Genomic DNA, 20787 nt, shown 5'->3' on the forward strand with positions numbered 1-20787 from the left:
TAATACAGTGCGTCTTCTGTACTAATCTGTGCCGATCCGAGTGCGCGCTAAAGCGGGATGTTGCCGTGCTTGCGTGCCGGGCGGGCCACATTCTTGTCCGTGAAGAAGCGCAGATTTTTGGCGATTGCACTGCGGGTTTCAGAGGGGAGAATGACGGCGTCGATAAGCCCGCGCTCCGCTGCCTTATACGGGTTGAGCATGTGGTCTTCGTATTCGCGCTCGAAGGACTTGGTCAGTTCAGCTACGTCGAGGCCCTTCTCGTGGGCAGCCTTGATCTCCTTGCGGTAGATAAAACCGACGGCGCCGGCAGCGCCCATGACCGCGATCTGGGCGGTGGGCCAAGCCAGGTTGACGTCCGCTCCCAGTCCCTTGGAGCCCATCACACAGTAAGCGCCGCCGTAGGCCTTGCGCAGGGTGACGGTGATCTTCGGAACGGTGGCTTCGGCGTAGGCGTAGAGCAGCTTGGCGCCGCGGCGCAGGATGCCATCGTGTTCCTGGTCGGCGCCGGGGAGGAAGCCGGGGACGTCGACCAACATGATGATCGGGATATTAAAGGCATCGCAGGTGCGCACGAAGCGCGCGGCCTTCTCCGAAGAATTGATGTCGAGGCAGCCGGCGAAGACCTGGGGCTGGTTGGCCACGAACCCCACGGTGCGCCCTTCGATGCGGCCGAAGGCGGTGACCACGTTATCGGCGCGGTCGGCTTGGATCTCCAGGAAATCGCCGTCATCGGTGAGAGCCTCGATGATCTCCTTGACGTCATAGGGCTGGTTCGGGGAATCCGGGATGATGCTATCCAGCACGAGGTCGTCGACGGTTTCTTCGCCCAGCTCCTCGTAGGGCTCAACCGGGGTCAGCTGGCGGTTATTGGAGGGCAGGTAGGTCAGTAGGTCGTGTACCCAATCGAGCGCTTCCTCGTCGCTAGAAGCGGTGTAGTGCGAGGTGCCGGACTTATGCATGTGGACGCCGGCGCCGCCGAGTTCTTCCTGGCTGACTTCTTCGCCGGTGACGGTCTTGATGACATCTGGTCCGGTAACGAACATCTTGGACTTCTCATCCACCATCACCACGAAGTCGGTCAGTGCGGGGGAGTAGGCGTTGCCGCCGGCGCAAGCACCCATGATGACGGAGATTTGTGGGACGACGCCGGAGGCCTTGACGTTCTGGTAGAAGGTCTTGGCAATCCAGTCCAGGGACACGGCGCCATCCTGGATGCGGGCGCCGGCGCCCTCGTACAGTCCGATGAGCGGGCGGCCGGTGGTGATGGACAGCTCCATGATCTTGATCATCTTCTCGCCGTAGACTTCGCCGAGGGCACCGCCGAAGACGGTTCCGTCCTGGGAGAAGATGCAGACCTCGCGGCCATCGATGGTGCCCCAGCCGGTGACGATGCCATCGGTGAGCGGGCGCTTCTTGCCCATCCCGAAGTCCGTGGTGCGGTGCACGGCGAGCATGTCGGTCTCCACGAAGGAGCCTTCATCGAGGAGGTAGTCCAAGCGCTCCCGGGCTGTGAGGCGGCCCTGGGCGTGGACCTTGTCGTGGGCTTTTGCACCCATGGGCTGCGCCGCTGCTTCGCGACGCCTCTTCAGTTCAGCGATCTTGCCTGCGGTGGTGTCGGCGCTCAGGGAGTCAAGCTCCGACAAATGTGAGGAAATAGTCATGTTTCGACAGTGTAGAGAAGTTTTGCACAGGAATGTATAGCGGCGATCGGGTGATTTCTCTCACAATTGACGTTTGTGCAGGTAGATGGGGTGGGAAAAGTGAGGGTTTTCTCGCATACGGCGTGTTGGGTGCATGCTAACCGTCCTTGCCACCTTGCTCAGTTCCAAGGGCGCTGTGCAGGCGAGCAACGTGTAGGGCAATGTAGGCGAGCTCATTGTCATTAATGGCATGACCTTGACCTTCCAATTTGGAACGGACGAGACGAGCAATGCGCACTGCTGCAGCATCATCGTGTTCGATAGCCGCAAGCATGGAGTGCAATGGTGCGTCAGCTTCCCGGCTCGGGGAATGTAAACGTGCGAAGAGATACCGCAGGTGCGTAACGAATCGTGTGACCGTGGGGGAGCTGGGGCGAAGGTGGCACTGAAGCTCGGAAGAGACCAAGTCGAGAAGAGCAGAGATTTCCTTCGTGGTGTTTTCTGCCTTGGTCATATCCCCATCCACAAACTGGGCGTTGATGAAATGCATCGCTACGGCGGCGGCTTCATCGCGGGCTAGACGGACGCTAGTGGCTTTCTCTACTTGGTCGAGGAGCTTTAATCCCAGCTCAAATTCCTCTGGGTACAAAGTGGATACTTCCCACATCAATGGGTAGCTGAATTCGATTCCGCTTTCTTCGCGTTCGATTGCGAAAGAAATATGATCTGCTAGGCCTAAAACTAAAAGCTGTGTTTCGCTGACCTGAGAGTGCGTGTTTACGAAATTTACAACAAGATTGACTATGTCTAGCGGGAGATCAGAGAGTAGTGCGGTGAGGTTTGCGATGGGGTGAGCGGAGCTTGGGCGGAATACTTGCTCCACAGCATCATCCTGGATTTCATCGCCAAGCTTTCGACCGAAACCAATCCCCTTGCCCAAGCAGATAGCTTGAGTACCTTGTGCGTCGGTACAGAGCACAGCGTTGTTGTTAAGTGCGCGGATGACATCCATAGATTTAGGGTACAGGGCACGGTAACGCAGACTTGAAAGGTGCAGTCGTACGTGACCGTGCCCTGTCTTAGGAGGTGAGATTGTTAGAGCTCAGCTCCGTTGGAAGCTATGACATTTCGGTACCACTCGAAAGAATCCTTCTTTGAGCGGGCCAGAGTGCCATTGCCCTCATTATCGCGATCGACGTGGATCATTCCGTAGCGCTTCTTCATTTCACCGGTGGTGAAGGAAACTAGGTCGATGATTCCCCACGGGGTGTAGCCCAGGAGATCGACGCCGTCTTCGAGGACGGCCTCCTTTACTGCCGCGATGTGATTGCGCAGATAGTCGATTCGGGCCTCATCGTGGATGGAACCATCGGCTTCCACGTTATCGACCGCACCGAAGCCGTTTTCCACAATGAAAAGTGGCTTTTGGTAGCGGTTGTAAAGGGAATTGAGGGAGTAGCGCAGCCCTTGTGGATCGATTGGCCAGCCCCAATCAGAGGACTTGATATACGGATTGTCTACTGAATTGGGCAATCCGCCGTTGACCGAGGAACCAGCGTCGGCCACTGCATCGTGTTTAACGGTGTTGGACATGTAGTAGGAGAACCCGAGGTAGTCGACGGTGCCGTTGCGGAGAATCTCGTCGTCGCCTTCTTGGAATCCTGGGTTAATTCCCTCTCGCTCAAATTTCTTCAGAGCATAGGCCGGGTAAGAGCCGCGGATTTGTACATCGGGGAAGAAGTATCGATCGCGGCTAGCAATTTCGGCGGCCATGATGTCTGAGGGATTGCAGCTGTACGGGTACACCGGGACCATGGCAACCATGGCGCCAATCTGTAGGTCGGGATTGATCTCGTGCCCTACTGCTACGGCACGTGCGGAGGCGAGCAGGCAGTTGTGCGCGGTTTGGTACAGCACCTGCTGGGGGTTTTCACCTTCGGCGATGGTCACGCCCGAGTTGGTCCAAAGGAAAAGCGGGTTATCCACATTCATTTGGTTGTTGATCTCGTTGAAGGTCATCCAGTACTTGACCTTCTTGTGGTAGCGCTCGAAGCATACTCGTGCGAAGCGCTCAAAGAATTCCACGAGCTTGCGGTTACGGAAACCGCCGTATTCACGAGCGAGGTGAAGGGGAATCTCGAAGTGGCTTAATGTGATGACGGGCTCGATACCGTACTTAAGAAGCTCGTCGAAGACCTCGTCATAGAACTTGAGTCCTTCTTCATTGGGCTCAAGCTCATCGCCTTGCGGGAAAATCCTGGACCAGGCAATTGACGTGCGGAAGCATTTGAGTCCCATTTCTGCGAAAAGTTTGATGTCTTCGCGGAAGCGACCGTAGAAATCGATTGCTTCGTGGTTGGGGTAGAACTCGTTGGCTTCGATGGTTTCGGTGACGCGGCGGGGAACTCCGTGGGCACCAGCGGTGAGGACGTCGACGACGGAGGGGCCTTTACCGCCCTTGTTCCAGCCGCCTTCGAATTGGTGTGCAGCAACAGCGCCGCCCCAGAGGAAATCCGGATTGAGTGTCGTGGTCATTTACTTGGCTCCTTCTGCGTGAGTCTGGTTCGAGGACTTGGCTTCAACGGCCATGAGCTCGTTTCCATGAGTGGTACGGGTTGATGGATGGATGATGACATCAGCGAACTTTTTCGTATTCGTGATGATCACTGGCGTAGTGAGGGAATAGCCCGCTTGGGTAATCAATTGAGCATCAAATTCAACCAATAAGTCTCCTTCTTCGACGCGCTGTCCCTTTGTAACGTGACTGGTGAATGGCTTTCCCTTGAGCGCGACCGTGTCTAGGCCGATGTGGACCAGAACTTCAACGCCGTCATCTGAAATGATCCCTACAGCGTGTTTGGATGGAAGGACTGTCGCAACAGTGCCATCGAAGGGCGCGTAAACCTTGTTGTCGGTCGGTTCTACGGCCACGCCCTCGCCCATGGTGCCCTGTGCAAAGACCGGATCGTCCACCTCGTTAAGAGCGAGAACTGTGCCAGTCACAGGGCTTGAGATGTGGAAGACGGTCTCTTTTTGGGAGAGCTGGTTGTGGTATTCAGCGGATGCGGCATCGGAGTCGGGGGAGCTGTCGGTTGCTTCGGCAGGGGCCTCGGCGAGCACATCCGTGAAACCAACAAAGTAGACGCCGATGACGGCTCCGAAGAATGCTACAGCGCAGCCAATAATCTCTCCCATGAGCGAGTTCGTTCCAGGTTCGTAGGCATTCATGATGGTGAGCACGCCAGGTAGTCCTGCATAGACGTATTGCAGGGAACCGAAGAGGGACACCACAATGGCGCCTGCCGCACCCGCGACACAGCCCACAATGAATGGCTTCTTTAGGCGGAGTGTAACGCCATAAATAGCGGGTTCAGTGATGCCGAAGACGCCGGTCAGGGAAGCGGATGCGGCGACCTTCTTCATTTCGGGGCTGCGAGACTTGAGGAAGACTCCGAAGGCCGCTCCAACCTGAGCAATCACCGCAGCGGTCTGGAAGGCCTGGAAGGGGTCTGAGCCATACTGTTCAAAGTTTGCGAGGACCATTGGGGTAACGCCCCAGTGCACACCAAAAATGACGATTACCTGCCAGAAACCACCTACCATGGCTGCGGCGACAGGGGGAGCAACATCGACCAACCAGTTGAAACCGTCTGCAATGAGAATTGCGCCCTGGTTGGATAGAGGGCCAATAATCAGAACAGTGAGTGGCACGGCGATGATGAGGCAGAACAGCGGGGTAAACAGCTGCGTGATGACCTCAGGTAGGTGCTTCCGGAAAAACCTTTCGAGGTAAGACAATCCCTACACGACGAAAAGGGGTGGAAGCACAGTTGAGGTGTATGTGGTCTCGCTCAATCCAAAACCGAAAAGCGAAATGTGTTCGCCCTCGGCCACACGTGAGGCAATGTCGGCCATTTCTGGGGCGACGAGAGCGCCAACGGCGGCGACAGAGATGAATGTGTTGGTCTTGAAGAATTGCGAGGCGGTGATCGCGATGAGGATGGGGAGGAAAGTAAAAGGCGCCCAGCTCATGAGCGAGAAAATCTCGTATGTACCTGTCTCACCAAACTCCGGCCAGGCGGCAGTGATGAGGATGAGCGCACCTTGGATAAGGCCCGCTGCGGCGAGTACGTAAATGAAGGGGGCAAAGACCGCCGACATCATAGCGATGATGCGGTTCATGAGGGTGGGTTTATTGTCCTCGTCATCAATCTGCTGTTCATTAGGATCGATTCCTAGCTGATCAATGGCAGCTTCGTAGACCTCTCCCACGCGGTTGCCGATGACGATTTGGAACTGCCCTCCCTTCTCGACGGTTGTGATGACGCCGGGCAGATTCTCAATCTTGGTGTGGGCGTCTTCGGGAGTGCTCTTCAGGACAAGGCGCAGGCGAGTGGCGCACCGAGCAATTCCTGTGATGTTAGATGGCCCGCCGACCAAAGTGATGATGTCGTGGGCAAGCTTTGGATAATCACGCACCGAGGCGGTCATGATGTCCTCACTTTCGTTCTTAGGCTTTCGAAAAGTCCCAAAACGAAAAAGACTCGCGAGAGCAATGAAGCTGAAGTCCCTTTCGTTAAAGGGGATTCCGCTTCAGGTTCTTGCCTCTTGCGAGTAACAGGCCTGATAGCCGATATGTGACACTATAGCCCCTCTTGTGGCAGGGCACAAGAGGGGCTAGCTGTGACGTGGATTAAGCGGCTTTATCTGGAGCGTTGGCTAGCCAGCCGAGGTTGTAAAGGAAGAGTTCAACCTCTGTGAGATCCTCTTCGCTGGGAAAGGAGTTGGTCAGCGCCGCGTAGGACTCTTCGATGTCGGTGCGGGTGGCTGGGACGAGGCCGTGCTTGTGCAGATCTTCGGCGATCTGCGATACCAGCGGCGCCGGGTGCACCGTGTCAAGGTTGATTCCGGTGGCACTCTTGAATTCGTTAGTGATGGCGGAAAGGAATCCGGTCAGGGTATTCATTTGGCTCACCTCTCTATTTCTTGTCGTAATGATGCGGCCGTCCGCATCATGGGGTTAAACCAACTATATAGGTAAAGTTCTCTAAAAGCTAGCTTTCGTTCACGGCGAGTTAACTTTCAGTTAACCTAGCGCGAAATATGAGGTGAGAAACGAGCGCCTTTTAAGCCTCAATGGGCAGCCAGGCGTAGCCATAGGGCCCGAGCTCCACAGGGCCTAGGTCGACGGTCTGATCCGTGAAGTTGTGCAGGCACAACAACTCACCGCGCTGGAATCCCAGAACGCCCGTCTGACCGGTTTCCACGGCTTCGAAAGGTGCGGTGCCGAGTTCCGGATGTGCCTTACGCTGCTGGATTAGACCGCGGAGGCTGTGGAGGAGCGAGGAGTCGTCGGCAAGCTGCTCTTTCACTGAGACCCCTACGCCGCCGACGATGGGACGGCGCGGGTGAGCGGATGTAGTGAAACCTGCGCCCTCACCGGGCTCCCATTGCATGGGCGTGCGCACGGCATCGCGGTCGGGCAATTCGGGGGCATCGTTCATACCAATCTCATCGCCGTAATACAGGAAGGGCGCACCCGGCAGAGTCATGAGAAGTGAATAAAAAAGCTCAATCTTGCGGTAATCATTGCCCAACAGCGGCGCGAGGCGCCGCGCGATGCCCACGTGGGCGCGCATCTGCTCATCCGGCAGGTAGTGCTCGTACATGATGGCGCGCTGGTCCTCGTCGACCATTTCTAGGGTCAGCTCGTCGTGGTTGCGCAGGAAGGTGCCCCACTGACAACCCTGGGGAAGCTCCGGAAGCTCCGCCATGATGTCGTAGACCGGTGTGGCGTCCCCCAGCGCGAGGGCTTGGTAAAGCCGCGGCATCACTGGGAAGTTGAACACCATGTGGAAGCGATTGCCCGTGCCATAAAACTCCATGGTTTCTTCGGGCGGCTGGTTAGCCTCCGCGATCATGATGGCCTCGGGGTAATTCTCGTCGATGAAGGCGCGGACCTTCTCCACAAACTCGACCGTCTCCGGCAGAGACTCGCCGCCCACCCCATCACGCTCGTACAGGTAGGCGATGGCATCGAGGCGGAAGCCGTCCACGCCCTTATCTAGCCAGAAGGAAAGAATCTTGAATACTTCCTCGTGGACCTTCGGGTTGTCGTAGTTTAGGTCCGGCTGGTGTGAGTAGAAGCGGTGGAAGTAGTACTGCTTGCGCTCCGGGTCCCATGCCCAATTCGAGGTTTCCGTATCGGTGAAGATAATGCGGATCTCGGGGTAGCGCAGGGGATCATCGCCCCACACGTAATAGTCGCCGTAAGGGCCTTCCGGATCGGTGCGGGAGGCCTGGAACCACGGATGAACGGTAGAGGTGTGGTTGAAAGCCAAATCCGTCATGAGGCGCATGCCACGAGCGTGAAGTTCGGTGACGAGCTCGTCAAAGTCTTCCATCGTGCCGTAGTCAGGGTGAATGGAGTAGTAGTCGGCGATGTCATAGCCGTCATCGCGCAGCGGGGAGGGATAGAAGGGGGAGAGCCACAGGCAGTCCACTCCGAGCCACTTGAGGTAATCCAGCTTCTCAATAACTCCACGTAGCGTGCCAACGCCTTCGCCGTGGGTGTCCTTGTACGAGCCCACGAGGGCCTGGTAGAAAATGGCGTTATCGTGCCAGGTCATCGGAGATCCTTCCGTTTGGCCCGCCACAGCAGAAACTCCGCCAGGCACAGCGCGCCCGCCAGGAGCCCCGGCCAGATGGCGGGGGAGGGGTGAAAAAGATTGAGGACTGCTTGCACCAGCGCTAGGAAGGCAAAGAAGCCAACGAATCCCAGCGCGGTGTCCCATAGCAGTTCACGGCGCATTAAGCCTTGACACCTCCGGCGGTGAGGCCGGCGACGATGCGGTGCTGGAAGATGAGCACCATGATGATGAGCGGAACCGTTACCAGCGCGCCCGCGGCCATGGTGGCGGCATAGGGGTACTCGAAGGCCGAGGGGCCCGAGAAACGCGCGATAGCCACGGTCACCGGCTCAGTAGCAGTGGTGGATAGCTGCTTGGCCAGCATGAACTCGTTCCACGTTGTGATGAAAGCGATGATGGCGGTGGTAAACAGCGCGGGCGCGGCCAGGGGCAGGAGCACGAGGCGGAAAGCTTGACCGCGGGAAGCGCCGTCCACGCGGGCAGCTTCCTCCAGCTCCCAGGGCAGCTGACGGAAGAAGCTCAGCAGCGTGTAGACAGTCAGGGGCAGCGCGAAGGAGATATTCGGAATGATCATCGCGCGGTAGGTGCCAATCCACTCGAGGTTGCCAAAGAGCTGGAAGAGCGGGGTCACCAACGCGATGGCCGGGAACATCGAGGCGGCCAGGATGATGCCGGTGACGATACCTTTTCCAGGGAAGTCGTAGCGAGCTAGCGCATAGGCGGTGAACACGCCGATGAGGACTGCGACAGCGGTCGTGGCTAGGGAGATAAGCAAAGAGTTCCCCAGTGCGTTGAGGAAGTCATTGCCCTTGTCTGTTGCCAGTGCATCCCGGAAGTTGTCCAAGGTCACGTGCGTGGGCCACGGGGTGGTGTCGAAGGTATGGGACTTGTGCCGCAAGGCGGTGACAACCATCCAGTAGAAGGGCGCGAGCCCCCAGAACATGATGAAGAGGATGCCGAGGTAGTGGCCAAGCTTTTTCATGACTTCTTCTCCTTCTTCTGGCGAGCAGTACCGGAGATATCAGCGCCGAGGAAGCGGACGAGGATGAACGCGACGGTGAAGATAAGCAGGAAGATGAGTGTGGACAGCGCGGAGGCTGAGTTGAAGTGGCCCTGGCGCATGTCTTCCACCACCAGCTGGGAAATGGTGGCCGTCGGCGCGTTGGAGGAAGCGGAGATCATGATGACCGGCAGGTCGTACATACGCAGCGCATCCAGCGTGCGGAAGAGGATGGCCACCATGAGTGCTGGCCGCACCAGTGGCAGGGTGATGGTGAAGAAGGTTTGGATACGCGAGGCGCCGTCCACGCGTGCTGCGTCATAGACATCGCGCGGAATCATCTGCAGGCCTGCCAGGATGAGCAGTGCCATGAACGGGGCGGTCTTCCACACATCAGCGATAATCACCGCGAGGCGGGCATAGAACGGGTCCGTGGTCCATGCGATGCGCGAGCCGATGAGCGCGTTAACGATGCCATCCGGTGCAAACATGAACTGCCATAGCTTCGCGGTGACTGCGGTGGGAATGGCCCAGGGAACCAGCACCGCCGCGCGCACGAGGCCGCGACCGCGGTATTCGCCGTTCATCACCAGCGCCATGAACATGCCCAAAATCGTTTCCAGGGTCACCGTGACCACGGTGAAAAAGAGCGTGATCTTAAGTGCCGGCCAGAAATCAGTAGCGATGACGCCATCCGGGCACGTGCTGGCCTGGCCGGTGGCAGACATGCAGCGATTAGTGATCCAGTACAGGTAGTTCTCGAGGCCTGCGAATGCGCCTTCCTCGAATACACCCGTGGTCGGGTTAAGCCGCTTGTTGCCCTGGAAGGACAACATCACAGCGCGCACGATGGGATAGCCGATGACCACGGCCAGCGCTATCAGCGCCGGCGCGATGAGCGCAGCAACGCGCAGATACTGTCTGCGGGGCTGCGCGGTAGGCGGTGCTCCAGCCATGCGGTGCCTGCCTTTCTGATTTATAGGGGAGGGGGTTATCGGGGGTTGGGGAAAATCATAGCGGGTGGCGTAGACATCCTCTGGACATCCTCTGCGCGCGAGCACCTTGATGCCCATTGGTTTAAATCCAGATCAAAGAAGGAGGCGCGGGCAAGTCACGTGGACTTACTCGCGCCCCCATTTCACGCTGGGAAGATTAACCCTGGGAGGCTGCCTCGATGGCGGCCTTCATGTCCTTCGTAGCGTCATCGACGGACTTGTCAGCGGTCAGAGCCGCGTAGGCGTTATCCTGCACGGCCTTGGAGATGGCGGTGTAGAACGGGGAGACCGGACGCGGCGCGGCGTTCTCCAAGGACTCCTTGAGAGCCGGAAGGTACGGGAACTCCTCGACGAGGGACTCATCGTCGTAGATGGAGGCCAGTACCGGCGGGAAGGAAGCCTCAGCGAAGGACTTCTGGTTCTCCTCGTTGATGATGAACTTCATGAAGTCCAGGGCCGTAGCCTTGTGCTCGGAGTTGATGTTGATGCCGTTGTTGTAGCCACCGAGGGTGGAGACACCGACTCCGTCCTTGCCCACCAGCGGCTGGACTTCAAACTTCACGCCAGCCTCTTCGGCATTGGTGTACATGTACGGCCAGTTGATGGCAAAAGCGGTCTTGCCCTCAGTGAACGCGAGGTTGGTCTCCTCCTCCGTTGTGGCGGTGGAGTCCTTGGAGATGGTGCCGTCTTCGTAGGCGTCGACAAGCGCCTGCAGGCCTTCCTTGGCCTCGTCGGAGTCAACAGCGACGTTGCCCTCATCATCCAAGATGGAGCCGCCCCAGCCCTCGATGAAGCCGGCGGTGTTGACGGTGAGGCCCTCGTACTGCTTGAGCTGCGTGGTCAGGCAGGAAGCATCATCCTTGAGAGCCTCGCAGGCAGAAGCGATGTCTGCGAACTTCTCCGGAGCCTTGTCCGCCAACTCAGTGTTGCGGAAGAGCAGCTGGCCGTTGGTGTTCTGCGGCAGCGCGTAGAGGGTGTCGTTGTAGGTGGCGGACTCCACGGTGGGCTCCAGCAGTCCGGAGGTGTCCACCTCAAGGTTACCGGTTAGCGGTGCCAGCCACTGGTTAGCGGCGAAGTCCGCGGTCCAGACCACGTCCAGCGCCATGACGTCGTAGTCGGAGTTGCCCGCCTGCAGGGACTGCACGAGGGTCTCGCGCTGAGCGTCGGCCTCGCCGGCGAGCTCCTTGAGCTCGACCTTCTCATCTGGGTGCTCGGCGTTCCATGCCTCGATGATGGGCGTGATCTTGTCGGTATCGTTTTTGCCCATGGCGAAGGTGATGGGGCCGCGGCCGTCACCATCAGTCGAGGAGGCATCGGAGCCAGTGCTTGACGACGATCCCTCGTCGCTCGAGGAGCAACCCGCCAAGGTCAGTGCGAGTGCAGCGGTGGTGACGACAACGCCGCGGCGGACAGAACGCAGCGAGCTGGGGAGGAAGGGCTTCTTCATTGAATATTCACCTTTCGGAAAACTTCTGATGACTACAAAATAGGGGATCATCCCCACACTGCACGTGGTTTTGGCTTTTAATTCACTTCAAACGGGGGTGAAATCACCCCTGTCCGTGGTGTTTCTTAAGCCTCAATACGCTGGCCGGTCTCCGGATCGAAGCGGTGAGCCTCGCGGGGGTTAAAGGTCAGCACGACGTTCTCACCACGCTGCGGAACGTTGTCGCTCGCGCGGGCGACGAAGCGCTGCTCGCCCACCATGACGTAGACGAAGGACTCAGAGCCCAGCTCTTCCACGAACTCCACCGTGCCTTGGAAGCCAATCGGCCCCTTATTGATGAACATTTTTTCCGGGCGAACGCCGACGCGTCCGCCGTTGTAGTCGAAGATGTTCATCGCGGGGGAACCGATGAAACCGGCGACGAATTCGTTAGCGGGAGCGTCGTAGAGCTCGCGCGGTGGCGCGACTTGCTGCAGAACACCGTCCTTGAGCACGGCCACGCGGTCACCCATGGTCATGGCCTCCACCTGGTCGTGGGTGACGTAGACAGTGGTGGTGCCGAGACGCTGTTGGAGGCTGGCCAGCTCCGCGCGGGTTTGCACGCGCAGCTTAGCGTCGAGGTTAGACAGGGGCTCATCCATGAGGAAGGCCTTCGGCTCGCGCACGATGGCGCGGCCCATGGCCACGCGCTGACGCTGACCACCGGAGAGGTCTTTGGGCTTGCGCTGCAGGTACTCCGTCAGCCCAAGGGTCTTCGCTGCTTCTTCTACTTTGGCTTTGATTTCAGCCTTGGGCATCTTGGCCAGCTTGAGGGCGAAGCCCATGTTCTGGGCAACGGTGAGGTGCGGGTAGAGCGCGTAGTTCTGGAAGACCATGGCGATATCGCGATCGCCTGGCTCAAGGCCCGTGACGTCTTTGCCGTCAATAAGGATGCGGCCGCTGGAGACCGGCTCCAGCCCCGCGAGGGCGCGCAGGGTGGTGGACTTACCGCAGCCGGACGGGCCGACGAGGACTAGAAACTCGCCGTCCGCAATCTCGAGATTGAGGTCTTTGACCGTGGGGTTCTCGGCACGGGGATAGGTGATGCCGACGTTCTCAAAAGTGACCTTTGCCATGGATTCACACTAGCACCTGGCGGTGCGTGCATTAGGCTGGAATTTGTTATGAAGAAGTTCGCTCCACTCCTCGCACTGCTCTTGGTCGGTTGCTCCAGTACGGAATCCGCCGAGTCCTTTGCGCCACTGACAACCGTTTCTACTGGGACTGCTGATGCGTCTTCAGCGCCTTCGGAGACTACGACGGAGTCATTGACCTCCACTACCAAATCTTCTTCGGAAGAGCCTTCCCCGACGATGCCCTCGAAGGAGTCCGCGACATCGCCGACGACTTCGGCTGCAGAGACGCAGCGCGATACCGTGTTCCGCGCTATTTTTGCCGATACTGTCGACGCATCTGACGTCCGCTCACAGTTGGTGGACAATGGCCACGTGAATCGCTCCACCATGCGTGCCAGCATGAAGGGGATGGGCCTGGATGTCTCGGATTCGGAATTGCAAGAGTACGGCGAGTGGGTTTGTGAATGGGTTACCCCAGCAACTCGCTATGTGCTGGTGACTGAAGGGAAGCCGGACAGCCTTGGGGCACAAGACCGCGCTGATTACGACAAGTTGATCGGGGATACTGTTTCTTTCCTGGCAGATACGCGGCAGATCACCGTCACGCCTGAGCAGGTCACCCATGCGTTGCCGCAGGCGGTGCTGACTACCTGTCTTGACGATGCTACTGCCCGCACAATTCTGGCCAATCCGGATTACTTTTAGTTACTTCGAGGCGGCAGTGATCCGGCGGGTAACCTAGGGTGCATGACTGCACTTGATATGGACCGAATCCGCGAGGCGCTGAGCGAAGACTTCGCTGTTATCGATTACACCGAGTCCACTGGCTCCACCAATACCGATCTCATGCAGGCCGGCAAGGTGGCTGATGGCACCGTTTTGCTGGCTAATGAGCAGGTTGCCGGTAAGGGCCGATTGGGCCGTCAGTGGGTGAGCCCGGCTGGTTCGCAGCTCATCTTTTCCGTTCTCATCCTTCCGGATTCGTTGGATCACCTCGGTACTTTGCCGCTAGCTGCCGGCTTGGCCGTGACTGATTCCGTAGAGGGTGCGGTACTCAAGTGGCCGAATGACGTGCACATCGATGGTAAGAAGCTGTGCGGTATCCTCGCCGAGGCTGGTCCAGTGGGCGAGGCCTTCAAATCTGCTCCGAAGACGGAAGTTTCCAAGGCTGAAATCAACAAGGCAGAGATCAACAAGGCAGAGATCAACAAGGCAGAGATCAACAAGGCAGAGATCAATAAGGCAGAGATCAACAAAGCCGAGGTCAGTAAAGCTGAAATCGCCCCCAAGACCCAGTCTGCGAACCCGCCTTCAGCCCGCGTGGTCGTGGGCATGGGCATCAACGTCACCCTGACCCGCGAGGAACTGCCCATCGAGGCCGCGACATCGCTCGCGCTCGAAGGCCTTGAGACCGACCGCACGCAGCTGGCCATCACCGTGCTGAAGAACCTGCGTCGCCGCATTACCCAGTGGGAGCAGCAGGACCCACAGCTTTTGGCTGATTACCGTAAGGTGTGTTCTTCCATCGGGCAGGAAGTCCGCCTCGAAGCCCCGGCCGGCGACGTCATCGGCACCGTCGAGGGCGTGGCCGATGATGGCCGCATCAACGTTGGCGGCGAGTATTACTCCGCGGGTGATGTCATCCACCTGCGCCCGGCTGATAATTAGTCGCCCGCGCTGCGTGGCGTCTAAGCGTCGACCGGCGAGGCCCCATAGAAGACGCCGTGCTCGACACATGGCGCTATTCAAAAGGCGTCTGTCAGAAGGCATCAGTCAAAAGGCGTCTTTGGGGGCAAAGACACCTTTTGGACGCCTCCACATGGCGTTTTCAGGGGCAAAGACGCCTTTTGACTGACGCCTTTTAGGAAATGCCATGTGCGAAGCCTTGGCTGGGCCTGCAAGGCCTAGGACGTGACGTCCTCTTGCCTGGACGGCGGGAGCAGGCAGGTACCATGAGCCCCATGAACCTCATGCAGATGGGCCGCGGCGAGGTTGTGCGCGCGGATATGACCGCCCCCTTTCGGACGCTGCTCTTTCCTTTTTTAGAGCTCATCGTGATTACCGGGGTGTGCTGGATTGCCATCGGCTGGTGTGACTATAACGGCATGGACCTGGCGCTTCGCAATGGCTTAGTAGCTTTATGGGCCCTGCTTGCTGCCTGGCGCTTCATCGGTCCCTTGGTGAAAGCCCGCCGTAAGCGCTTCATCGTGACCAACCTGCGCGTCATCGCTCGCGAAGGCAAACGCGTTGATTCGATCCCGCTCACGGATATCCGTGGTGCGCGCCGCCGTCGCGGCGGGATTTCGCTGGCACTCCACGGATACGAGAAGCCGATGTATTTCCCATCCATCCCCAAAGCCAAGCGCGTCGAGGATATCCTCAACGAGCAACCGGTCTGGGGTTAGTCCTTAATCTCCGTCGTGTGTAGCTGCTGGTCCAAGTCATCAGGGGCCAGGTTGGCGGAGCGGAACTCGTGGGTCAGCGGCAAGCGCAGATCTAGGTCCGTGCCAGGGCAGAGCTCAATGGTGGCCTCATCCACCGTGTAGTCCAGCACGTGTCCGCCGGAGGTCCGCGCAGCGTCAATAAAGTGCACGTGGCAGCCCGGCACCGAAATGCCTTTTTCAAAGACCGGTGTGCGGAAACCACCGATGATGCCTTCGACGTTTTCAAAGCGCAGTTCCTTATCGCCGCCCACGGCCTGCGCCATCGGCGGATAAGGCTTGCTCTGCTTGACCACCGTGCGGGTAACCACGTTGCTGAAGCGTCCGGTGATTCGCACCGCGTACATGTAGTTGGCGGAAGGCTCGACTTCATCGATGAAGGCCGAAAGCTCCTCGCGCTTCAATCCCTTGGGCGCGGCCACCTTAATACGGGGGACGAAGTTCGTGGCCACCGCGAAGGGGGTTCCCTGGTCCAAGTCCGCTACCGTCGCGGTGCCATCGCCGCGTAGCTGGTAGCACACGCCGTCGAGGATAATCATCTCCCCATCCAGCGCATCGAAGGTGCCGATGCCAAAATTGCCTTTGCCCAAGAGCTCGCCGATGGTCATTTCGCCGTCGTAAATGCCATCCAACAGCGCGGTCATGAGGGAGTTCTGAAAGATGGTATGCCGGACGATCATGGCCCCAAGGCTAGTATTGAAAGGGTGAGTGAACAACACAAACCCCTCGTTACTGTTTATGGAGACGGCCAGCTTGCACGCATGATGCAGCCGGCCGCCGCAGAGCTCGACATCAGCTTGCGCGTGCTGGCCTCCGCGCCAGACAAGTCCGCCGCACAGGTGATCCCGGATGTGGTGCTCGGTGACTACCACGATCTCGACGTGCTCACCGCCGCCGCGGAAGGCGCGGATGCAATTACCTTTGAGCACGAGCACGTCCCGACGGAGCACGTCGAGCGTCTTATCGCCGACGGCCTCAACGTCCAGCCCCAGCCTTCCGCTCTCCTCTACGCGCAGGACAAACTGTTCATGCGCGAGAAGCTGGCCGAGCTGGGCGCCCCAGTGCCGCGCTTTGCCGCTATTGAATCGGTGGAGGATGCGCGGGATTTCGCCGCGCTTGTCGACGGTCACGTGTGCCTCAAAGCCCGCCGCGGCGGCTACGACGGTCATGGCGTGTGGTTCCCGTCAGCGGAGGAGCTGGAGCCGCTGGTAGAAGAGCTTCTCGCCGCTGGTACTCCGCTTATGGCTGAGGAAAAAGTTTCCCTTACTCGCGAGCTGTCCGTGCTCGTCGCCCGCCGCCCCTCCGGCGAGGTCAAAGCCTGGCCGGTCACCGAGTCGGTGCAGCGAGACGGCATCTGCGCCGGGGCTTTTGCCCCAGCCCCGAACTTGTCGGCAGCGCTCGCGGAGCGCGCCATGCAGGTGGGCATCAAGGTAGCCACCGAGCTGGGCGTTACGGGTGTGCTGGCAGTGGAGCTTTTCGCTTTTGCCACGAAGCAAGACGCCGGCTGCATCATCGCGTCCGCTTCAGGCGCGCCGGGAGCGGTTGTGGAAGAAGATATTGCGGTCAACGAGCTGGCCATGCGCCCGCACAACACCGGCCACTGGACGCAGGATGGCTGCGTGACCTCGCAGTTCGAGCAGCACCTGCGCGCCGTGCTGGACCTGCCGCTGGGCTCCACCGCGCCATTGGCGCCCGTAACGGTCATGGCCAATGTGCTGGGGGCTGAGGAGGATCCGCAGATGCCCATGCCGCAGCGCGTCCGTGAAGTCATGGAGCGCTACCCGCAGGCGAAGATCCACCTCTACGGTAAGGACCACCAGCCGGGTCGCAAGATCGGCCACGTCAACGTCGTTGGTGAGGACGTGGAGGAAACGCGCCGCATCGCCCACGATGCCGCCCACTTCCTCGTCCACGCGCAGTGGGCGTAAGCCCACTGCGCACTCTTAAGCCCACAGCGCACTCTTCAGACCACTGCGCACTCTTAAGCCCGCAGCGAGCTTAAACGCTAGTAAAGAAGGAGATTTTTCATGGAACCACTCGTCGGACTGATCATGGGATCCGATTCCGATTGGCCCACCGTCAAGCCCGCAGCCGAAGTGCTCGCCGAGTTCGGCGTGCCCTTTGAGGTGGGCGTCGTCAGTGCGCACCGCACCCCAGAAAAGATGCTGGCTTATGCCAAGTCTGCCCACGAGCGCGGGCTCAAGGCCATCATCGCCTGTGCCGGTGGTGCGGCCCACCTGCCAGGCATGGTTGCCGCGGCCACGCCGCTGCCGGTCATCGGCATCCCGCGCGCGTTGAAGGATCTCGATGGTCTCGATTCACTGCTGTCCATCGTGCAGATGCCGGGTGGGGTGCCGGTGGCAACCGTATCCATCGGCGGTGCGAAGAATGCGGGCCTGCTTGCCGTGCGCATCCTCTCCGCGGGCGACCCAGCACTGGTGGAGAAGATGGCAGCCTACCAAGAGAACATGGCCGCCGAAGTAGAAAAGAAGGATGAGAACCTGCGTTCCCAGCTCCTCGGCGAATAAGACGCGGCTTTAACCGGGCAACTCGCTTGTCAGATCCGGGTAGGAGGCCTGGGCGCCGGAGCCCGTGACGGTAAAGGCCCCGACCCGCGCGGCGAAGCGCGCGGCATCCACCAGCGAATCGCCGTCCAACAAGCGGGCACACAGCGCGCCGGCGAAGGCATCGCCCGCGCCGGTCGTATCGACGGCGGTGACGCGTGGGGAGGGAACGTCGATAAGCTCGGCCCCCTCGGCCACAAGCGCCCCGCGCGCGCCCAGCGTGAGAACCACCGAGGCAAAGCCGGCCTCCCTTAAGCGCTGCGCTAGCTCCGCTGGCGCGCCCTGGCCGCTCAACCCCAGCTGCTCGAGGATGAGCCCGGCCTCGTGCTCATTGGCCAGCAGCGGGTCGGCGCGCAGGAGCGCTTCCTTTTCCACCTCGATGACCGGTGCGAGGTTGACCACGACCCGACCTTTGGCCAGCTCGATTGCCTTGGCAAAGCCCGCTGGCGGTATCTCACCTTGGAGCAAAATGAGCTCCGATGCGGTGATGGGGGAGGAGTGCGTGGTGACGAATGAATCGCTGACAAGCGCATTAGCACCCGGCACCACGATGATGGTGTTTTCACCCTGCTTATCTACGGTGATGACGGCTAAACCTGTTACCTCTTCGCTGGCCTCGACGTGCGTGAGGTCCACGCCGCTGGCCTGCAAGTAGTGCATCGCAGGCGCGGCATAAGCATCGCTGCCCACCGCGCCGACGAAGCTCACCTGCGCACCCAGCTGGGCAGCCGCGACCGCCTGGTTTGCTCCTTTGCCACCCGCGGTGATGGTTCCGCCGTGCCCCAAGAGGGTTTCGCCGGGCTGGGGGTGTCGCGCGGTGTGGACCACGAGGTCAGCGTTGATGGAACCGACTACGCACATGCTCATGCTGACCAGTATGCACGCTAAGCTAGCGGGCATGCAGTTTCCGCTTCTGGTGTTGGGCGCGCGCGTCGAGGGCGGCGAGCCTGGTCCGCTGCTACGTAGCCGGTTGGACCGAGCGGTGGTGTTGGCTCGCCTGTTGCCGGAGGAGCCAATCATCGTGACCGGCTTCGGGGAGGCGGAGCCGATGGCGCGCTACCTCATCGAGCGGGGCGTTAATCCGGAGCGGATTCTCCTCGAACCACTCGCTACCAGCACCAACGAGAACCTCGAGCGCGCCCATGCGCTGTGCCCGGAATACACCTATTTCCGCGTTGTGACCAATGACTTCCACGTGCTGCGCACCCGCATGTGGGCCGGGCACCTAGGGATTCGCGTTCACATGCACGGCGTGCGGACCCCGCGGAAAGACCGCTGGTGGAACTACCTGCGCGAGGTGGTGGCGACGCCGCATTCGCTGCTGCGCATTGTGTGGCGGCGGGTGGTGGCTAGGCGCCGAAGAACATGAGCACGATGGCAATCATCCAAATGACAAACCAGTGGCGCTTTTGCGGAGTGGTCGGGTTGGCCTTCTGCTGCAGCGACTTGAGGAAGTACCACGTTCCAGGCAAGGCGAAGCCGATGCCCATGGCTACATCGCCATCAGTAATTCCGGTGAAGCCTACGAGGACCGAAAACAGACTCAAAAGCCCTTTGAACAGGGAGAAGCTGTGGATCGTGCCGCCCGGTGCGTGCTGTTCAAGGGAATAGTCCTGCATCGGCGCCGGTGCGTAGGCGCGCTCAGGCTCAGTGAAAGGTTCAGCAGAAGGCTCCGCGGCCGGATCCGCGAAACGCTCTGCAGAAGGATTCGCAGAAGGCGCCGCGTAGGATTCGCGCGCGGGCTCCGCGAAGGGATTAGCCCCGCGGCCGTTGATTGGCTTGGCCGGCTCCTCGAAAGGGTTGGAGTCAAAGGGATTGCTCATGCGATTCACACTAGGCCACTAGTACACCGAACCCCGAATTAGAGCTTGGCCAGCGTCTTCCGGATGCCTTCTTTCAGCGTTGCCCGTGATTGCTTCATCGGATGCGCAATCGCCCGCAGGCCCATGTATGCAATTTGGTCCGCTGCGCGGTTCAACGGGTCACCCGCATGCCCCATCACCCGACGGATGGTCACCGCGCAGACTCCCTCCACGTCATTCCACGCTTGCTGGAAGCGCGAGCGCGAGCCGGAAGACAGCCCCCGCCACACCCCGCGCGAGCGCATCGCCTTCGAGCCCTTCTGCCGAATCTGTTCCACCGCTTCTAATGCAGCGACGGAGTCTGACTCGATGATCGCCTTGGTTGCCCCGACTTTGAGCAGGTATTTCAACGCCAGGGTGAGGGATTCGAGCTCAAGCTCATCGGTGCTGGCCGTCGTCTTGCGCGTGCGCAACCGGTAGTCACCATTGCTGGCCACGAAGCACATGGAGCCCTTAAACACCGTGTCCGAGGAGGCATCCGTGGCGATGCGCACGGTGGCGTCTATGGGCCACGAGGAGGCTGTCGAGAAGTTCGGCCACCAGTGCGCCTCCGGCGTTTCCACCTTGACGACCTGCTTCTTGCGTGGGGCCTCGCCTTCTTTCTTCGCGCGGCGCGCGGTGATCCCGGCCTGCTTGCGTCGCACGGAGCTAGCGCTTTTCGACGCCCTATTCTCCTCCGCAAAACTCCCCGTCACGGTATAGCCGCGTTCCTCCAGGGCGGCGCGAAGTGCCGCTTGCCGGCGCCCAGTGACGATCCATTTGCGCCCTCGAATACTTTTCGTGGCCTTCTCCAATTCGCGGACGGCTACCTCAACGATATCGCCCTTCCGAATCTGGCCCTTGCGCACGAAGCGCGTTTTCTTGGTGTTAACGGCGATGACCCAGCCATCAATCGTGCCGTTCTCGGCGGAATCCCAGCGCTCATCCCACAGCGCAATAGCCACGTGCACGGGTGCTGAGATCATGTCCTTGGTGATCTTGCGCGTGCCGTAGGTGCGCGACTGCGTGCCCATCAGGGCGGAGAGCTCGAGTGGTTCCATAGCTCTACTAGTAAACCATTTCAGCGCTTTTCT

General features: G+C 59.7%; 22 protein-coding genes. 6 read left to right on the forward strand and 16 right to left on the reverse strand.

Translation table 11 applies throughout. From position 1 onward, the window contains the following. Nucleotides 1-47: 47 nt before the first annotated feature. From CAURIM_RS02830 to CAURIM_RS02885, 12 genes are all read right to left on the reverse strand, one after another. Nucleotides 48-1661 carry an acyl-CoA carboxylase subunit beta gene (locus tag CAURIM_RS02830; protein WP_070521352.1) on the reverse strand — a complete coding sequence of 538 codons (1614 nt, stop codon included), beginning with the start codon at nucleotides 1659-1661 and terminating at the stop codon, nucleotides 48-50. Between the two features lie 136 nt (nucleotides 1662-1797). Then, nucleotides 1798-2652 carry a PRD domain-containing protein gene (locus CAURIM_RS02835; protein ID WP_070710885.1) on the reverse strand — a complete coding sequence of 285 codons (855 nt, stop codon included), beginning with the start codon at nucleotides 2650-2652 and terminating at the stop codon, nucleotides 1798-1800. 83 nt (nucleotides 2653-2735) lie between these two features. Further along, complete coding sequence (locus CAURIM_RS02840) at nucleotides 2736-4175, reverse strand: 6-phospho-beta-glucosidase (RefSeq protein WP_070718424.1); 1440 nt, start codon at nucleotides 4173-4175, stop codon at nucleotides 2736-2738. Next, the gene (locus tag CAURIM_RS02845; RefSeq protein WP_201828650.1) at nucleotides 4176-5438 is read right to left on the reverse strand and encodes a glucose PTS transporter subunit IIA; all 1263 of its coding nucleotides are present in this window, start codon (nucleotides 5436-5438) and stop codon (nucleotides 4176-4178) included. Between the two features lie 3 nt (nucleotides 5439-5441). Continuing rightward, the gene (locus tag CAURIM_RS02850; RefSeq protein ID WP_201828649.1) at nucleotides 5442-6131 is read right to left on the reverse strand and encodes a PTS transporter subunit EIIB; all 690 of its coding nucleotides are present in this window, start codon (nucleotides 6129-6131) and stop codon (nucleotides 5442-5444) included. A 202-nt stretch (nucleotides 6132-6333) separates the two neighbouring features. Beyond that, nucleotides 6334-6606, reverse strand: coding sequence for a hypothetical protein (locus tag CAURIM_RS02855; RefSeq protein ID WP_201828648.1), 273 nt, complete (start codon nucleotides 6604-6606; stop codon nucleotides 6334-6336). A gap of 160 nt (nucleotides 6607-6766) precedes the next feature. Next, nucleotides 6767-8269, reverse strand: a complete 1503-nt coding sequence (gene treS / locus CAURIM_RS02860) for a maltose alpha-D-glucosyltransferase (protein WP_201828647.1) — start codon at nucleotides 8267-8269, stop codon at nucleotides 6767-6769. Further along, on the reverse strand, nucleotides 8266-8451 hold the full coding sequence (locus tag CAURIM_RS02865) for a hypothetical protein (protein WP_070446358.1): 186 nt from the start codon (nucleotides 8449-8451) through the stop codon (nucleotides 8266-8268). Before CAURIM_RS02865 ends, treS begins: the two co-directional genes overlap by 4 nt. Continuing rightward, on the reverse strand, nucleotides 8451-9272 hold the full coding sequence (locus tag CAURIM_RS02870; protein WP_070446356.1) for a carbohydrate ABC transporter permease: 822 nt from the start codon (nucleotides 9270-9272) through the stop codon (nucleotides 8451-8453). The genes CAURIM_RS02865 and CAURIM_RS02870 overlap by 1 nt, the downstream gene beginning before the upstream one ends. Then, nucleotides 9269-10246, reverse strand: coding sequence for a carbohydrate ABC transporter permease (locus CAURIM_RS02875; RefSeq protein ID WP_070710888.1), 978 nt, complete (start codon nucleotides 10244-10246; stop codon nucleotides 9269-9271). Before CAURIM_RS02875 ends, CAURIM_RS02870 begins: the two co-directional genes overlap by 4 nt. Before the next feature lie 196 nt (nucleotides 10247-10442). Further along, entirely contained in the window at nucleotides 10443-11732 is a 1290-nt protein-coding gene (locus CAURIM_RS02880; protein WP_201828646.1) for an ABC transporter substrate-binding protein, read from the reverse strand. Nucleotides 11733-11857: 125 nt separating this feature from the next. Next, the gene (locus CAURIM_RS02885) at nucleotides 11858-12847 is read right to left on the reverse strand and encodes an ABC transporter ATP-binding protein (RefSeq protein WP_070644350.1); all 990 of its coding nucleotides are present in this window, start codon (nucleotides 12845-12847) and stop codon (nucleotides 11858-11860) included. A gap of 48 nt (nucleotides 12848-12895) precedes the next feature. Between CAURIM_RS02885 and CAURIM_RS02890 the strand changes: the two genes are divergently transcribed. The 3 genes from CAURIM_RS02890 (at nucleotide 12896) to CAURIM_RS02900 (ending at nucleotide 15252) form a co-directional block, all read left to right on the forward strand. Next, the gene (locus tag CAURIM_RS02890) at nucleotides 12896-13552 is read left to right on the forward strand and encodes a hypothetical protein (protein WP_236659321.1); all 657 of its coding nucleotides are present in this window, start codon (nucleotides 12896-12898) and stop codon (nucleotides 13550-13552) included. 42 nt (nucleotides 13553-13594) lie between these two features. After that, nucleotides 13595-14515, forward strand: coding sequence for a biotin--[acetyl-CoA-carboxylase] ligase (locus CAURIM_RS02895; RefSeq protein ID WP_144657654.1), 921 nt, complete (start codon nucleotides 13595-13597; stop codon nucleotides 14513-14515). Between the two features lie 293 nt (nucleotides 14516-14808). Next, on the forward strand, nucleotides 14809-15252 hold the full coding sequence (locus CAURIM_RS02900) for a hypothetical protein (protein ID WP_070710890.1): 444 nt from the start codon (nucleotides 14809-14811) through the stop codon (nucleotides 15250-15252). Here the strand turns inward: CAURIM_RS02900 and budA are convergent. After that, nucleotides 15249-15968, reverse strand: coding sequence for an acetolactate decarboxylase (gene budA / locus CAURIM_RS02905; protein WP_070446344.1), 720 nt, complete (start codon nucleotides 15966-15968; stop codon nucleotides 15249-15251). The two genes, CAURIM_RS02900 and budA, sit on opposite strands and share 4 nt — an antisense overlap. Here budA and CAURIM_RS02910 point away from each other — a divergent pair. Beyond that, nucleotides 15954-17216, forward strand: a complete 1263-nt coding sequence (locus CAURIM_RS02910; protein ID WP_201828645.1) for a 5-(carboxyamino)imidazole ribonucleotide synthase — start codon at nucleotides 15954-15956, stop codon at nucleotides 17214-17216. The two genes, budA and CAURIM_RS02910, sit on opposite strands and share 15 nt — an antisense overlap. Nucleotides 17217-17315: 99 nt before the next feature. Next, nucleotides 17316-17816, forward strand: coding sequence for a 5-(carboxyamino)imidazole ribonucleotide mutase (gene purE / locus CAURIM_RS02915; RefSeq protein ID WP_046647007.1), 501 nt, complete (start codon nucleotides 17316-17318; stop codon nucleotides 17814-17816). A gap of 9 nt (nucleotides 17817-17825) precedes the next feature. Here the strand turns inward: purE and CAURIM_RS02920 are convergent, their stop codons facing one another. Then, complete coding sequence (locus CAURIM_RS02920; protein WP_070730554.1) at nucleotides 17826-18719, reverse strand: ribokinase; 894 nt, start codon at nucleotides 18717-18719, stop codon at nucleotides 17826-17828. A 31-nt stretch (nucleotides 18720-18750) separates the two neighbouring features. On the opposite strand from CAURIM_RS02920, the gene CAURIM_RS02925 reads away from it, so the two are divergent. Continuing rightward, the gene (locus CAURIM_RS02925; protein ID WP_070446595.1) at nucleotides 18751-19221 is read left to right on the forward strand and encodes a YdcF family protein; all 471 of its coding nucleotides are present in this window, start codon (nucleotides 18751-18753) and stop codon (nucleotides 19219-19221) included. Here the strand turns inward: CAURIM_RS02925 and CAURIM_RS02930 are convergent. Continuing rightward, nucleotides 19202-19675 (reverse strand): hypothetical protein, encoded by a 474-nt coding sequence (locus CAURIM_RS02930; RefSeq protein WP_167595869.1) that lies wholly within the window; start codon nucleotides 19673-19675, stop codon nucleotides 19202-19204. The two genes, CAURIM_RS02925 and CAURIM_RS02930, sit on opposite strands and share 20 nt — an antisense overlap. 38 nt (nucleotides 19676-19713) lie before the next feature. After that, on the reverse strand, nucleotides 19714-20754 hold the full coding sequence (locus CAURIM_RS02935) for an RNase H family protein (RefSeq protein WP_201828644.1): 1041 nt from the start codon (nucleotides 20752-20754) through the stop codon (nucleotides 19714-19716). Between the last annotated feature and the right edge of the window lie 33 nt (nucleotides 20755-20787).

The organism is Corynebacterium aurimucosum, assembly GCF_030408555.1.
Classification (GTDB): Bacteria; Actinomycetota; Actinomycetes; order Mycobacteriales; family Mycobacteriaceae; genus Corynebacterium; species Corynebacterium aurimucosum.

What these genes read in the sequence shown, in the direction of transcription:
- CAURIM_RS02855 (WP_201828648.1), bottom strand. Translation starts at nt 6,606, where the DNA reads ATGAATACCCTGACCGGATTCCTTTCCGCCATCACTAACGAATTCAAG.
- CAURIM_RS02930 (WP_167595869.1), bottom strand. Translation starts at nt 19,675, where the DNA reads ATGAGCAATCCCTTTGACTCCAACCCTTTCGAGGAGCCGGCCAAGCCA.
- purE (WP_046647007.1), top strand. Translation starts at nt 17,316, where the DNA reads ATGGAACCACTCGTCGGACTGATCATGGGATCCGATTCCGATTGGCCC.
- CAURIM_RS02935 (WP_201828644.1), bottom strand. Translation starts at nt 20,754, where the DNA reads ATGGAACCACTCGAGCTCTCCGCCCTGATGGGCACGCAGTCGCGCACC.
- CAURIM_RS02835 (WP_070710885.1), bottom strand. Translation starts at nt 2,652, where the DNA reads ATGGATGTCATCCGCGCACTTAACAACAACGCTGTGCTCTGTACCGAC.
- CAURIM_RS02840 (WP_070718424.1), bottom strand. Translation starts at nt 4,175, where the DNA reads ATGACCACGACACTCAATCCGGATTTCCTCTGGGGCGGCGCTGTTGCT.
- CAURIM_RS02830 (WP_070521352.1), bottom strand. Translation starts at nt 1,661, where the DNA reads ATGACTATTTCCTCACATTTGTCGGAGCTTGACTCCCTGAGCGCCGAC.
- CAURIM_RS02880 (WP_201828646.1), bottom strand. Translation starts at nt 11,732, where the DNA reads ATGAAGAAGCCCTTCCTCCCCAGCTCGCTGCGTTCTGTCCGCCGCGGC.
- CAURIM_RS02920 (WP_070730554.1), bottom strand. Translation starts at nt 18,719, where the DNA reads ATGAGCATGTGCGTAGTCGGTTCCATCAACGCTGACCTCGTGGTCCAC.
- CAURIM_RS02925 (WP_070446595.1), top strand. Translation starts at nt 18,751, where the DNA reads ATGCAGTTTCCGCTTCTGGTGTTGGGCGCGCGCGTCGAGGGCGGCGAG.
- CAURIM_RS02850 (WP_201828649.1), bottom strand. Translation starts at nt 6,131, where the DNA reads ATGACCGCCTCGGTGCGTGATTATCCAAAGCTTGCCCACGACATCATC.
- budA (WP_070446344.1), bottom strand. Translation starts at nt 15,968, where the DNA reads ATGATCGTCCGGCATACCATCTTTCAGAACTCCCTCATGACCGCGCTG.
- treS (WP_201828647.1), bottom strand. Translation starts at nt 8,269, where the DNA reads ATGACCTGGCACGATAACGCCATTTTCTACCAGGCCCTCGTGGGCTCG.
- CAURIM_RS02885 (WP_070644350.1), bottom strand. Translation starts at nt 12,847, where the DNA reads ATGGCAAAGGTCACTTTTGAGAACGTCGGCATCACCTATCCCCGTGCC.
- CAURIM_RS02890 (WP_236659321.1), top strand. Translation starts at nt 12,896, where the DNA reads ATGAAGAAGTTCGCTCCACTCCTCGCACTGCTCTTGGTCGGTTGCTCC.
- CAURIM_RS02875 (WP_070710888.1), bottom strand. Translation starts at nt 10,246, where the DNA reads ATGGCTGGAGCACCGCCTACCGCGCAGCCCCGCAGACAGTATCTGCGC.
- CAURIM_RS02895 (WP_144657654.1), top strand. Translation starts at nt 13,595, where the DNA reads ATGACTGCACTTGATATGGACCGAATCCGCGAGGCGCTGAGCGAAGAC.
- CAURIM_RS02910 (WP_201828645.1), top strand. Translation starts at nt 15,954, where the DNA reads ATGCCGGACGATCATGGCCCCAAGGCTAGTATTGAAAGGGTGAGTGAA.
- CAURIM_RS02900 (WP_070710890.1), top strand. Translation starts at nt 14,809, where the DNA reads ATGAACCTCATGCAGATGGGCCGCGGCGAGGTTGTGCGCGCGGATATG.
- CAURIM_RS02865 (WP_070446358.1), bottom strand. Translation starts at nt 8,451, where the DNA reads ATGCGCCGTGAACTGCTATGGGACACCGCGCTGGGATTCGTTGGCTTC.
- CAURIM_RS02870 (WP_070446356.1), bottom strand. Translation starts at nt 9,272, where the DNA reads ATGAAAAAGCTTGGCCACTACCTCGGCATCCTCTTCATCATGTTCTGG.